Here is a 13231-nt window from a genome sequence, read left to right on the forward strand (position 1 = left end):
ACGTGATCAACACGATGGTCGACACCCTGTCCGCGTTCGCCGACGAGGTCACCCGCGTCGCCCGCGAGGTCGGCACCGAGGGACGACTCGGCGGACAGGCCCATGTGCCCAACGTCGCGGGCACCTGGAAGGACCTCACCGACAACGTCAACTCGATGGCGAACAACCTCACCGGTCAGGTCCGCAACATCGCGCTGGTGACGACCGCGGTGGCCAGGGGCGATCTGTCGAAGAAGATCGACGTCGACGCGCGCGGCGAGATCCTGGAGCTGAAGACGACCATCAACACGATGGTCGACACCCTGTCCGCGTTCGCCGACGAGGTCACCCGCGTCGCCCGCGAGGTCGGCACCGAGGGACGACTCGGCGGACAGGCCGAGGTGGAGGGCGTCTCGGGCACCTGGAAGCGGCTCACGGAGAACGTCAACGAGCTGGCCGGCAACCTGACCCGGCAGGTGCGGGCGATCGGCGCGGTGGCCAGCGCCGTGGCCGAGGGCGATCTGACCCGCTCGATCACCGTGGAGGCCTCCGGCGAGGTCGCCGAGCTCAAGGACAACATCAACTCCATGGTGGAGTCCCTGCGCGAGACCACCCGGGCCAACCAGGAGCAGGACTGGCTCAAGAGCAACCTGGCGAGGATCACCGGCCTGATGCAGGGCCACCGCGACCTGCCGGTCGTCGCCGAACTGATCATGGACGAGCTGACCCCGCTGGTGTCGGCCCAGTACGGCGCCTTCTACCTGGCCGAGGACGGCGAACGCGGCCCCGAGCTGCGGCTCGTCGGCTCCTACGGCAGCCCCGACGACGAGCGGCCCACCCGCTTCTCCTTCGGCCGCTCGCTGGTCGGCCAGGCCGCGCGCAGCCGCCGTACCATCACCGTCGACGAGCTGCCGGCGGGTTACGTCACCATCTCCTCCGGGCTCGGCCGGGCGGTGCCGAGCGCGCTGATCCTGCTGCCGATCCTGTTCGAGGACCAGGTCCTCGGCGTCATCGAGCTGGCGTCGGTGGCCGCGTTCACGCCGGTCCACCGGGACTTCCTGGAGCAGCTGCGCGAAGCCCTCGGGGTCAACGTCAACACCATCGTGGCCAACGCCCGCACCGACGAACTGCTTGACGAGTCGCAGCGGCTGACGGCCGAACTCCAGTCCCGGTCGGCCGAGTTGCAGTCCCAGCAGGATGAGCTCCAGCGCTCCAACGCCGAACTGGAGGACAAGGCCTCGCTGCTGGCGGAGCAGAACCGCGACATCGAGGCGAAGAACCTCCAGATCGAGCAGGCCCGGCAGGAACTGGAGGCCCGCGCCCAGCAGTTGTCGCTGGCCTCGAAGTACAAGTCGGAGTTCCTGGCGAACATGAGCCACGAGCTGCGCACTCCCCTCAACAGCCTGCTCATCCTTGCCCAGTTGCTCGCGCAGAACCCTTCGCGCAACCTGACCCCGAAGCAGGTCGAGTACGCGGGGATCATCCACTCCGCGGGCAGCGACCTGCTCCAGCTGATCAACGACATCCTGGACCTGTCGAAGGTCGAGGCGGGCAAGATGGACGTCACCCCCGAGCGGGTGTCGCTGCGCCAGCTCATCGACTACGTCGAGGCCACCTTCCAGCCGATGACGACGCAGAAGGGCCTCCAGTTCGCGGTCACCACCGCGGCGGGCGCGCCCGCGGACCTGCTCACCGACGACTCCCGGCTGCGCCAGATCCTGCGCAACCTGCTGTCCAACGCGGTGAAGTTCACCGAGCAGGGCGGCGTCGAACTGTGCATCGAGCCGGCCGCGGACGACGAGGTGCCCGGCGGTGTCGTGCGGGGCGGCGCGGTCGTGGCCTTCCGGGTCAAGGACACCGGCATCGGCATCCCGGAACAGCACCTGGAGACGATCTTCGGCGCGTTCCAGCAGGCAGACGGCACCACCAGCCGCAAGTACGGCGGGACCGGCCTCGGGCTGTCCATCACCCGGGAGATCGCGCATCTGCTCGGCGGTGCCGTCGCCGTGGACAGCGCGCCCGGCCGGGGCAGCACGTTCACGCTCTTCCTGCCGGTGGCCCGCCCCGACTTCGAGCAGGTGCTCGGCGGCGGCCGGGCCGCGCAGAAGGCGCCGGCCGAACTGGTGCCGGCCGCCGCGGCGGACCGGGAGACCGGGCGTGCGCTCCCGGCCGGCGACGGGCCGCGCAGGCGGCGGCTGCTGGTCGTCGAGGAGCGTCCCCGCGGGCTGCTCACCCTGGTCGCGGAGAGCGTGGTCGCGGACGTGGTCCGGCACGGCGCCGACGACACGGGCGCCCTGCCCACCGTCGACATCATCACCGCCGTGGGAGCGCAGGAGGCCGCGGGGGCGCTGGCCTCCGAGCCGTGCCACTGTGTCGTCCTCGACCTGGACATGCCCGAGGAGGAGGCGTCCCGATTCCTCCGGGCGCTCCAGGGCGACTCGGCGCTGGCGGGCGTGCCGGTGCTCGTGCACAGCGGCCGGCGTCCGGAGGTGGCCCGCGCGGAGGCGCTGCGCTCGCGCGGGGACGACGGCTCGCTGGAGTTCCTCTCCAGCCTCGACGAACTGCGCGAGCGCATCGCCCTGCACCTGTCGGCCGAGGAGCCCGGTGACGTGCTGTCGCTGGTGCGGGCCGAGGAACCGCAGGACCTCGCACCGCCCGTCGACGGCGCCTTCGCGGGCCGTACCGTCCTCGTCGTCGACGACGACGCGCGCAACCTGTTCGCGCTCAGCGGGATCCTGGAGCTGCACGGCTTCCGGGTGCTGCACGCGGAGAACGGGCGCAAGGGCATCGAGACGCTGGTCGGCAACCCCGACGTCGCGCTCGTCCTGATGGACGTGATGATGCCGGAGATGGACGGCTACACCGCAACGGCCGAGATCCGCAGGCTGCCGCGGTACGCCGAACTGCCGATCATCGCCGTCACCGCGAAGGCGATGCCGGGGGACCGGGAGAAGTCGCTGGCGTCCGGGGCGAGCGACTACGTCACCAAGCCCGTGGACACGGACGACCTCATCGCCTGCGTCCGGCACTGGCTGTCCGCGTGAGCGCGTCGGCGCCCGCCCCGCGCACCGGCGGGGCGGGCCCGGTCCGCCGCGGCACCTCCCGCACCCCCGCGCCGTTCAGCCGAGGAGCTTGTCGATCGTGAGCACGTCCGAGCAGCAGCGCGATCCGGCCGCCGCCGGGCCGGGTCAGGAGCCGTCCGCGTCCGGGACGCCCTCACCCACCGGCGACCCGGCGCCGTCCGATTCCACGGCGCCCAACTCCACGTCCCCCGTGGGGCGGCTGGCCGCCACCGTGGAGCGGCTGCGCCGCGAGGTGCGGGCGGCGCAGGCGGAGGCCGAGGGCCGGGCCCTGGTCGAGCTCGCCAAGGGCATCCTGGTGGAGCGGCTGGGCTGCGGTCCGGCGCAGGCAGCCCGGCAGCTCGCCGAGCTGGCCGAACAGGCCCGGGTGACACCGCTGGAGTTCGCGGTGGAGGTCATCAACCAGGCCGCCCGCGACCGAGTCTCCGAGGTCACCGACGCCTTCCTGGCCGCCGCCGAGGGGGCGCTGGAGCGCGCCTCTGCCGTGCGGCTGCGCGCCGCGGAGAGCGGCGCGCTGGCCGCGGACGACACCCAGGCCGTCGCCGACTCGTTGCTGGAGCACGCCTTGCGGCCCCTGGGCGCGGTGGCCGTTGCGGTCTGGGCGGCGGGCGCCGACGGCTCGCTGACCCTGTCGGGCAGCGCCGGTTTCTCCCCGGCGGAGGCCACCCGGTGGCGCTATGTGCCGCCGGAGGTTTCCACGGTGGCGCGCCGGGGGCTCACCGAGCGCACCGGCCAGTGGTTCACCTCGCTCGCCACGACCGGACTGCCCACCATCGGGCGGCACCTGCATCCGGACGGGGGCCGGGTGGCGGTGCCCGCCGGCACCGGCGGCCGTATCCACGGGGTGCTGGAGATCGCCTGGCCCGGACCGCTGGAGCCGCAGCCGCCCCAGGTCGTACGCCAGGTGGAGGCCCTCGCCGAACTGTGCGCGCACACGCTGGAGACGTCCACGCTGCGCCACGAGGCGGGGCAGGAACCGCGGGTGCTGCCGGACGCCGCCGAACTGATGGACCTGGCCGACGGACTGCACGACCCGGCCCTGGTGCTGGTCCCGCACGTCGACGGCGACGGGCAGCTGGTGGACTTCCGCATCCAGCATGTCAACAGCCGCTTCCTGGACCCGGCCGGCCGGCCGCGGGCCGTGGTCAACGGCGCGCTGCTGCTGGAGGCCTTCCCCATGGCCGCCGGGAAGAGCGAGCTGTTCCAGCGGGTGGAGCGGGTGTACGCCACGGGTGAGGCGTACCGGGCGCAGCGCATGCATCTGACGGCGCTCGTCGACCAGGTGCCGCTGTCGGCGGTGGCGGACATCAGCATCAGCCGGCACGGCGGCTGCGTGCTGCTGATCTGGCGCATCGAGGACGAGACGGCGCGGCTGGCGAGTCTGCTCCAGCACGCGCAGCGCCTCGGCCGGATCGGCGGCTTCGAGGAGAACCTGCTGACCAGTGAGATCACCTGGAACGACCAGTTGTTCGGCCTGTACGGCCGTGCGCCTTCGAGTACGCCGGTGCCGCTGGAGGAGCTGCCCTCGCACGCCCACCCGGACGACGCCGTGGCCATCCGGCGGTTCCTGCGCACGCTGCTGCACCACCGCCGTCCGGCCTCCGCGGCCTTCCGGCTCCAGCGGCCGGACGGGGTGACCCGGCACATCCGGGTGGTGGCCGAGCCGGTCCTGGACACCGACGGGCGGCTGTTCGTGGTGCGCGGGGCCTACCAGGACATCTCCGCGCAGCACTGGACGGAGGTCGCGCTCGCCGCCACCCGTGACCAGCTCGCGCACACCGAGCAGCAGGCGACCGAGCGCAACCGGCTGACGCTCCAGTTGCAGCACGCCATCATGCCGCCGGCCCAGGCACCGCTGCGGGTGAGCGGCCTGGACGTCGCGGTGCGCTACCGGCCGGCGGAGACCGAGCATCTGGTGGGCGGCGACTGGTACGACGTGGTGGTGCTGCCCTCCGGGCTCGTGCTGCTGTGCGTCGGCGACGTCGCCGGCCACGGCATAGAGGCGGCCACGAGCATGGTGGTGCTGCGCAACGCGCTGCGGGGCCTGGCCGTGACCGGGGCCGGGCCCGGCCAGCTGCTGTCGTGGCTCAACATCGTGGCGCACCATCTGACCGGCGCGGTCACCGCCACGGCGGTCTGCGCCCTGTACGACCCCGGGCGGCGCACCCTGCGCTGGGCCCGGGCCGGGCATCTTCCGCCCGTGCTGGTCCGCGGGGCGGAGGCGGCTCCGCTGCCGCTGGTCCGGGGCATGCTGCTGGGCGCGGTGCCGGAGGCCGTGTACGAGGAGGACGAGCTGCAGTTCGCGCCGCAGGACACGCTGCTGATGTACACCGACGGTCTGATCGAGCGCCGGGACCGCTCCGTGGAGGAGTCGCTGAGCCATCTGCTGACCACGGCCCGCTCGGCGCCGAAGACCCTGGACCAGCAGCTCGACCGGCTGCTGACGTACAGCAAGTCGGACACGGACGACGACACCTGCATCGTGGGCATCCGGGTCGCCTGACGGCGGGCGGGTCCGACGGCGAGCGGGCGTGGACGGGTGACGAGGCATGAGAGCCCGGTTCAGGGGTAGGCGCGGGGGCGCAGTGCGGGTTGCTCCCGTGGCCGGTGATGAGAAACGGATCACGTCACCGGTGCGGGTCCGGTGTGCGTCGAAGGCGTCGCCGGGGGTAACCGGCACTGGCCGGCGTCAGCATTCGTTGGAGGTATTCGTGCCCCTTGCCCACAATCCGCTGTCCGTGGAGGTCACCCTGCCGCGGGAGGATGTCGCCCTGCTCACGGTCGAGGGTTACCTGGACGTCGACACCGCCACCGAGTTGCAGGCCCATCTGGCCAACCAGCTCCACCACGGCCGACGGCACTTCCTGCTGGAGCTGTCCGCCGTCCCCTTCATGGACTCCTCGGGCATGAACATCATCCTGCGGGTGTACCAGGAGGCCCGGGAGCGGGCGGGCAGTGTGCACATCATCGCCCCCGCCCCGGCGGTGCTGCGGATCCTGGAGCTCACGGGCGTCAGCATCACGGTGCCGGTCTCGCGGAGCGCCGAGGAGGCGCTGGCCCTGGTGGACCGTCAGCCGGAGGAGCCGGGGGCGAAGTGAGCGCGGGCGCGGAGGTCTCGGTGTGCGCGGGGGGAGAGCGTCGGGCAGGGCCGTCGTCGCCCGCCGCGCCCGCGGCGTGGATCAGCGCCGACGCGACCGCGCAGAACCCCTCGAGCCCGGTCAGCAGCGCGATCCGCTGGCTCGTCGGCATCCGCTCCACCACCGACTGCAGCTCCGTCTCCCGGCGCGCCCGCACGTCGGCCAGGAACGCGCGGCCGCGACGGCTGAGGCGCAGTTCCACCTCCCGGCGGCTGGTGGCGGCCACCTGCCGCCGTACGAAGCCCACCGCTTGCAGCCGGTCGCACAGCCTGCTCGTGGACGGCGGCGTGGAGCCCAGGGTGGCGGCGAGGGTGCGCAGGTTGATGCCCTCGTTGCGTTCGAGGACGAACAGCACCCGGAGCTGGGAGGCGGAGACGGGAGCTGTGGACGCGCGGCCCCACAGGATCTCCAGCAGTTCCGCCGCCGTGGAGGTCGCGCGCGCCGCCTCGCCGGGCGACCGCGGGCGCGGGTGGGAGGACGTCACGCTGACACTCTCGCAGGGTTGGCGGTGGCTGTCAGCTCGCCCCCCTGGGCCCTCACGAGGTGTCGTACGCGGTGGGCCTGTGGTAACAGTTGTCGCCCGGCAAGAGTCGCGCCGCGGTGCCGCCCGGAGGGCGGATTCGGAACGGTGCAACGCGGATGAGGAGTGGAACAGGTGCCGGAGCACGCAGCGGTAGCACAGCACGGATCGCCGGCCCCCGAGGTCGGGGACTTCCTGCGCCGTCGCAGGGAGCAGATCGCCCAGCGGTGGGCCGAGGAGCCGATCTTCCGGACCGTGTTCACCGTCTCCCGCGACGAGGCGGTGGAAGCGGGCCGCGCCGTCGTCGACGCGCTGGGCGCGGTGGCCGCCTCCGAGCGGGTGTCCGACCCGGACGCCGACGGTTTCCTGCCGGTGCGCGAGCAGCTTGCGCGGATGGGCGCGGTGCGGGGCAGGACCGGTCTGACCGCAGCGGAGGTCTCGCGGGACGTGGACGCCCTGCGGCCGCCCGCGCTGGAGCTGCTGACCGCCGAGCTCGCCGGCACCCCGGAGGAGTACCTGCGGGAGTGCGCCAACGTCCTGACCGTGCTCATCGGCACCCTGCGGCTCGTGGTGATGCAGACGGCGCTCAGCGAGGGCCAGGGCCTCATCGACCGTCAGCGGCTCCAGCTGCTCGAGGCGGCCACCCCGGTCATCAAGCTGTGGGACGGCATCGTCGCGGTACCGCTGATCGGAACGCTCGACAGCGCCCGCAGCCAGGTGGTGATGGAGTCGCTCCTCGAGGCGGTCGTCGACCAGCAGGCCCGCTTCGCCATCCTCGACATCACCGGCGTGCCCACCGTCGACTCGCTGGTCGCCCAGCACCTGATGAAGACCGTGGCGGCCACCCGGCTGATGGGCGCCGAGTGCGTGGTCTCCGGCATCCGCCCGGCCATCGCGCAGACCATCGTCCACCTCGGCCTCGACCTGGGCTCGGTCGTCACCCGCGCGACCCTCGCCGACGCGCTCGCCCACGCCCTGCACCAGCTGGGCGCGGACATCGTGAGCCGGGCACGCCACGGTGTGGGTGAACGGTGACCGACCGTCTCCCCGCGCCGGGCACGGGGCAGGTGCCGGTACTCAGACTCGGCGACGTCCTCCTGGTCACGCTCCAGGGCGATCTGTACGACGGCACCGCCGAACAGCTCCAGCAGGACATCGGCGAGGCCATCGCCCATCACACGGCCACGGGAGTGGTCATCGACGTCTCCGGAGTGGAGATCGTCGACTCCTTCCTCGGCCGGGTGCTGGCCGAGATCGCGGCCAAGGCCAGGCTGCTGGCCGCGCAGACCGTGGTGGCCGGGATGCGTCCGGCGGTGGCGATCACCATGGTCGAACTGGGTCTGACCCTGCCCGGGCTGCGGACCGCGCTCACCGCCGAGGACGCCCTGCGGCTCGTCACCGCCCGGCCCACGCTGCCGCGCCCCGGCGGCGCACAGGCGGGGAGCCGGTGATGGAGACAGCAGCGGGCGTCGAGGTCTGCCTGCCGATCCGGTCGGACATGGACCTGGTGTGGGTACGGCAGCATGTGCGCCAGGCGGCCGGGCGGCTCGGCTTCGGCCTGGTCGACCAGACGAAGCTGGTCACCGCGGCCAGCGAGCTGGCGCGCAACACGCTGGTGCATGGCGGGGGCGGGCAGATGCGGGCGTCCCAGGTGGTAGACGGGCAGGTGCACGGGCTCCGGCTGGCGTTCAGCGACGAGGGGCCCGGCATCACGGACCTGGACCGGGCGCTCAGCGACGGCTACACCTCCGGCGACGGCCTCGGCATGGGCCTGGGCGGCGCCCGCCGGCTGGTGCACGAGTTCGCGATCGACAGCACCCCGGGCGCCGGCACCACCGTCACCGTCACCTCCTGGGCGACCCGGCCTGTGCGGCCGTACGAGGGAGCCTGATGCCGCGCGTCTGGGAGGTTCCGGTGCCCGACTCGACCCGGGTGCGCGACGCGCGGGTCGCCGCCGAGGAGGCGGCCGCGCTGGCCGGCCTCGGCGAGTCCCGCACCGCCGCCGCGGCGCTGGTGGCGACCGAACTCGCCACCAACCTGCTCAAGTACGCCGAGGACGGGCGGCTCCTGGTCGAGGTCGTGCCCCCGCCGAGCGCTCCGTGCGGGCACGGCGACCCGGCGCCGGTGGTGCAGATGACGGCGGTCGACCACGGTCCCGGCATCCCCGACGTCGCCGCCGCCCGGCGCGACGGGTTCTCGACCAGCGGCTCGCTCGGGGCCGGGCTCGGCACCTGCCGCCGCGCGGCCGACGAGTTCCACCTGCACAGCGTCGTCGGCCGGGGCACGGTGGCGCTCGCCCGGGTGGGCACCACCGTGCCCCGGCCCGGCGCGGTTCGGGCCGACGGTGCCGCCCTCCCGTACACGGGGGCGTTGCGGGCGGGCGGCGTCACCGTCCCGTACGCCGGAGCGGAGTACTCGGGTGACGCCTGGTCCTGGGCGGGCGCCGGGGAGCTGGTGACCCTCATGCTGGCGGACGGCCTCGGCCACGGCCGGGAGGCGGCCCGCGCCTCGTCGGCGGCGGTCGAGACCCTGCACCGCTCGGCCCGTCTCACGCCGACCGAGCTGCTCCGGCGGCTCGACACGGCGCTGCGCGGCACCCGGGGCGCGGCCGTCGCCGTGGCCCAGCTGGATCTGCGGGCCGGGCGGCTGCGCTTCTGCGGGATCGGCAACGTCGGGGCCCGGCTGCGCGAGGGCGACACCTGGCGCCACCTGCTGTCCCGGCCGGGCATCGTCGGCGTGCACCGGCCCACGACGCTGCCCGAGACCGAGGTGGCCTGGGCTCCTGACCGCCTGCTCGTCCTGCACAGCGACGGCCTGCCCAGCCGGTGGGCACCGCCCGGCGCGGCCGCTCTGCCCACGTCGGCCGACCCCGCGGTGACGGCCGCCCTGACCGTACGTGACACCGGCAGCTCCGCCAGCCCGGTCCGGGACGACACCACCGTGGCCGTCCTGACCCCCGCCCCGCCGGACCGCCCATGACGCGCACCCGGCAGATCAGCACCGCCACCGACGCGGCCCGCGTCCGTATCGCCACGGCCCGCACGGCGGCGGCGTACGGCGTCCCCCCGCTCGAACGCACCCGTCTGACCACCGCCCTCGGCACCCATCTGCGCCACTGCCTGGCCAAGGGCGGCACCTGGACGGTCACCGTCCGGCTGCCGGGCCCCGACACGGGCGGGGGCGCGGACGCGGGCGCCCTCCACATCACGGTCGCGCCGGCCCATGACCCGCAGGGCGGTGGGGAGCCGGCGTGGCGGATGTCCGTACTCTGCCCCCGGGACGGGGTCTCGCCGGAGCCGGAACCGGAACCTGAACCGGAGGTGGGCGGCGACGCTGCCGCTCTGGCCGAGGCCCTGCTGGGGGCCGACGACGACACGGCGGCGGTTCTGGAGAGACTCGCCGAGCAGGAGGAGCTGGTCGCCTTCCATCGGGAGGAACTGCACCAGACCAACCAGGGCGTCCTCGCCCTGCACGCCGATCTGGACGCCGCCTGGCGGGCCCAGCGAGAGGCGTTCGCGGCCGAACGCGCCGCGCGCACCGAGGCCGAGGAGGCCCGCCGCAGACTGAGGTTCCTGGCCGACGCCAGCGCGCTGCTGACGACCTCGCTGAACCACGAGGAGATCCTGCGGCGGCTGCCGGGCCTGCTCGTACCCCGGTACGCCGACCGCGTGGACGTATGGCTGTTCGACCACGAGGGCGACCGGCACCGGCCCGCCCCGCACCCGGCGGCCGCGGTGCTCGCGGCCCGTACCGGCCGCCCGCAGTACGCGGCCGACCACCCCGGTGACCTGCCGGGCGTCGACGACCAGCCGCCCTCGGCGCTCAACCCCGGCCGGCCCCTGCTGTGCGTCCCGCTGCTCGCGCGGCGGACACCGCTCGGTGTGCTGACGCTGACGCCGCCCGGCCCCCGCTGGGACCCCGACGACGCCGTCATGCTGATCGAGCTGGCCCGGCGGGCGAGCGTCGCCCTCGACAACGCGCGCCGCTTCGAGCACAACCGCGACATCGCCGAGACGCTGCAGCGTGCCCTGCTCACCGACCTGCCCACCACACCGGGCCTGCGCCTGGCCGCGCGCTATCTGCCGGCCACGCACGGGCTGAACATCGGCGGGGACTGGTACGACGCCTTCCGGCAGCCGGACGGGAGCCTGATCACCGTCATCGGCGACGTCACCGGCCACGGCCTGCACGCCGCCGTGATGATGAGCCAGCTCCGCACCGCGCTGCGTGCCTACGCCGTCGACGGCGGCAGCCCCGGCCGGCTGCTGACCCGGCTGCACGTGTTCCTGCACCACTTGCAGCCCGACCTGTTCGCGACCGCGGTCATCGCCCGTTTCAGCCCGGACGATCCCACGGTCACCTGGGCAGCCGCGGGCCATCCGCCACCGGTGCTGCGCCTGCCGGACGGCCGGGTGCACGTCCTGGACGCCAAGCCGGGCGCCATGCTCGGCATCCCCCTGCGCCAGGAGATAGAGGACCACACGGTGCGCCTCTCCCCCGGCGCGACCCTGGCCCTGTACACGGACGGCCTCGTGGAGCGGCGGGCGCTGGGCATCGACCCCGGCATCGACCGCCTCGCCACCGCGCTGGGCGCGTTCGACCCGGCCGAGCTGGACGCCGACCTGGACGGCTCGGCGGACCGCCTCCTCGGCCCGCTGCTGAGCGACTCCGAACGCGACGACGACGTCTGCCTCCTGCTGTGCCACATCGACAGCGCGGCCGAAGGCGCACCGGACCGGATCCCGGCGGGCGTGGACCACCTGCGGTAGCACCGCGCGGCGCGGGCCCGTCCGGACGCCCGAACGACCGAACGACCCATAGGGCGGCGGATCCCGGGAACCCGCCGGGGCGGCCCCCGCCGTCCGGACGCGTTCCGGGCGGCGGGGACAGCGGCTCCGGTGCGCGCGAGGCCCGGTGGGGGCATCGTGGTGCCCGACGGACCGGATGGACCCGATGGACCGGTGAGGTGCGAAGCAGCCGTCCCCGGGCAGACGCAAGGACGTCGATGCAGCCGCCCGGAGCCCCCCCAGAAGGGATGAAACATCGTGACACGACCCAGGATCCTGGTGGTCGGCGCAGGCTTCGCCGGAGTGGCGTGCGTCCGCCGTCTGGAGCGCAGGCTCTCTCCCGGTGAGGCGGACATCACCCTCGTGACGCCGCAGTCCTATCAGCTCTATCTGCCGCTGCTGCCCCAGGTCGCGTCCGGGGTGCTGACGCCCCAGTCGGTCGCCATCTCCCTGCGCCGCAGCAAGAAATACCGCACGCGGATCATTCCGGGCGGCGCCGTCGGCGTGGACCTGAAGGCCAAGGTGTGCGTCGTGCGGACGCTCACCGACCGCGTCGTCGACGAGCCGTACGACTACCTGGTGCTGGCCCCCGGCAGCGTCACCCGCACCTTCGACATCCCGGGGCTCATCGACCACGCCTTCGGCATGAAGACGCTGGCCGAGGCCGCCTACGTCCGCGACCACGTCATCACCCAGCTCGACCTCGCCGACGCCAGCGAGGACCCGGCCGAGCGCGCCTCGCGGCTGCAGTTCGTGGTGGTCGGCGGCGGGTACGCCGGCACCGAGACGGCGGCGTGCCTGCAGCGCCTCACGCACGCCGCCGTCAAGCGCTACCCGCGGCTGAACCCGGCCCTCATCAAGTGGCACCTGATCGACATCGCGCCGAAGCTGATGCCGGAACTGGGCGACAAGCTGGGCCGCAGCGCCCAGGAGGTGCTGCGCCGCCGGGGCATCGAGATCTCGCTCGGGGTGTCCATCGCGAAGGCCGGGCCGGAGGAGGTCACCTTCACCGACGGCCGGGTGGTGCCGACACACACCCTGATCTGGACCGCGGGCGTGGTGGCCAGCCCGCTCATCGCGACCCTCGGCGCGGAGACGGTCAGGGGCCGGCTCGCCGTGACCGCCGAGATGTGCCTGCCCGGCCACGACGGGGTGTTCGCGCTCGGGGACTCCGCCGCCGTACCCGACCTGAGCAAGGGCGGTGGCGTGGTGTGCCCGCCGACCGCGCAGCACGCCACGCGGCAGGGCCGGCGGGTCGCGGAGAACCTCATCGCGACCCTGCGCGGGCAGCCCCTGCGGCCGTACGAGCACAAGGACCTGGGACTCGTCGTCGACCTCGGCGGCGCGGACGCGGTCTCCAAACCGCTCGGCGTGGAACTGCGCGGTGTCCCGGCCCAGGCCGTGGCCCGCGGCTACCACCTGGGGGCGCTGCGCACGAACGTCGCCAAGACCAGGGTCGCGACCAACTGGCTGCTCAACGCGGTCGCCGGGGACGATTTCGTCCGTACCGGATTCCAGGCCCGCAAGGCCGCCAAACTGAAGGACTTCGAGTTCACCGACTCGTACATGACGCCCGAGCAGGTGCGGGAGCACGTCGAGGGGGCCCGCCCCCGGCGGATGTGACACCCGGGGGCAACGGGGCAGGGCCCCTCCCGCCCGGGCACGGCCGGGCCGCGACGGGCGGTCCGGCCGTGGCGCGCCATGCCGGTCGGGCGGATCATGACGGGA

General features: G+C 73.8%; 9 protein-coding genes and 1 pseudogene. 9 read left to right on the top strand and 1 reads right to left on the bottom strand.

The window, feature by feature from the left end; translation table 11 throughout:
• The 3 genes from ACIOWN_RS06010 to ACIOWN_RS06020 form a co-directional block, all read left to right on the top strand.
• A partial coding sequence (locus ACIOWN_RS06010; RefSeq protein ID WP_401980682.1) for a response regulator occupies positions 1-3023 on the top strand: 3023 nt, incomplete at its 5' end.
• 97 nt (positions 3024-3120) lie between these two features.
• Positions 3121-5562, top strand: coding sequence for a SpoIIE family protein phosphatase (locus ACIOWN_RS06015; RefSeq protein WP_362357197.1), 2442 nt, complete (start codon positions 3121-3123; stop codon positions 5560-5562).
• A 208-nt stretch (positions 5563-5770) separates the two neighbouring features.
• Positions 5771-6157, top strand: coding sequence for an STAS domain-containing protein (locus tag ACIOWN_RS06020; RefSeq protein ID WP_100571290.1), 387 nt, complete (start codon positions 5771-5773; stop codon positions 6155-6157).
• Between the two features lie 58 nt (positions 6158-6215).
• Here ACIOWN_RS06020 and ACIOWN_RS06025 read toward each other — a convergent pair.
• Positions 6216-6680, bottom strand: a pseudogene (locus ACIOWN_RS06025) (MarR family winged helix-turn-helix transcriptional regulator); the annotation flags it as partial.
• A gap of 171 nt (positions 6681-6851) precedes the next feature.
• Between ACIOWN_RS06025 and ACIOWN_RS06030 the strand changes: the two are divergent.
• The 6 genes from ACIOWN_RS06030 to ACIOWN_RS06055 all read left to right on the top strand — a co-directional run bounded on the left by ACIOWN_RS06030 (position 6852) and on the right by ACIOWN_RS06055 (position 13126).
• Positions 6852-7751, top strand: a complete 900-nt coding sequence (locus tag ACIOWN_RS06030; protein ID WP_362357195.1) for an STAS domain-containing protein — start codon at positions 6852-6854, stop codon at positions 7749-7751.
• Positions 7748-8167 carry an STAS domain-containing protein gene (locus ACIOWN_RS06035; RefSeq protein WP_401980685.1) on the top strand — a complete coding sequence of 140 codons (420 nt, stop codon included), beginning with the start codon at positions 7748-7750 and terminating at the stop codon, positions 8165-8167. Before ACIOWN_RS06030 ends, ACIOWN_RS06035 begins: the two co-directional genes overlap by 4 nt.
• Positions 8167-8607, top strand: a complete 441-nt coding sequence (locus ACIOWN_RS06040) for an anti-sigma regulatory factor (protein ID WP_362357191.1) — start codon at positions 8167-8169, stop codon at positions 8605-8607. Before ACIOWN_RS06035 ends, ACIOWN_RS06040 begins: the two co-directional genes overlap by 1 nt.
• On the top strand, positions 8607-9695 hold the full coding sequence (locus ACIOWN_RS06045; protein ID WP_401980689.1) for a SpoIIE family protein phosphatase: 1089 nt from the start codon (positions 8607-8609) through the stop codon (positions 9693-9695). Before ACIOWN_RS06040 ends, ACIOWN_RS06045 begins: the two co-directional genes overlap by 1 nt.
• Positions 9692-11485: a GAF domain-containing SpoIIE family protein phosphatase gene (locus tag ACIOWN_RS06050; protein WP_362357187.1), complete on the top strand. Its 1794-nt coding sequence runs from the start codon at positions 9692-9694 to the stop codon at positions 11483-11485. The genes ACIOWN_RS06045 and ACIOWN_RS06050 overlap by 4 nt, the downstream gene beginning before the upstream one ends.
• Before the next feature lie 276 nt (positions 11486-11761).
• Positions 11762-13126, top strand: coding sequence for an NAD(P)/FAD-dependent oxidoreductase (locus ACIOWN_RS06055; RefSeq protein ID WP_362357186.1), 1365 nt, complete (start codon positions 11762-11764; stop codon positions 13124-13126).
• Positions 13127-13231: the final 105 nt, after the last annotated feature.

The sequence above is a fragment of the Streptomyces sp. NPDC087787 genome (genome assembly GCF_044743035.1).
Lineage (GTDB): Bacteria > Actinomycetota > Actinomycetes > Streptomycetales > Streptomycetaceae > Streptomyces.

What these genes read in the sequence shown, in the direction of transcription:
- ACIOWN_RS06045 (WP_401980689.1), top strand. Translation starts at nt 8,607, where the DNA reads ATGCCGCGCGTCTGGGAGGTTCCGGTGCCCGACTCGACCCGGGTGCGC.
- ACIOWN_RS06050 (WP_362357187.1), top strand. Translation starts at nt 9,692, where the DNA reads ATGACGCGCACCCGGCAGATCAGCACCGCCACCGACGCGGCCCGCGTC.
- ACIOWN_RS06040 (WP_362357191.1), top strand. Translation starts at nt 8,167, where the DNA reads ATGGAGACAGCAGCGGGCGTCGAGGTCTGCCTGCCGATCCGGTCGGAC.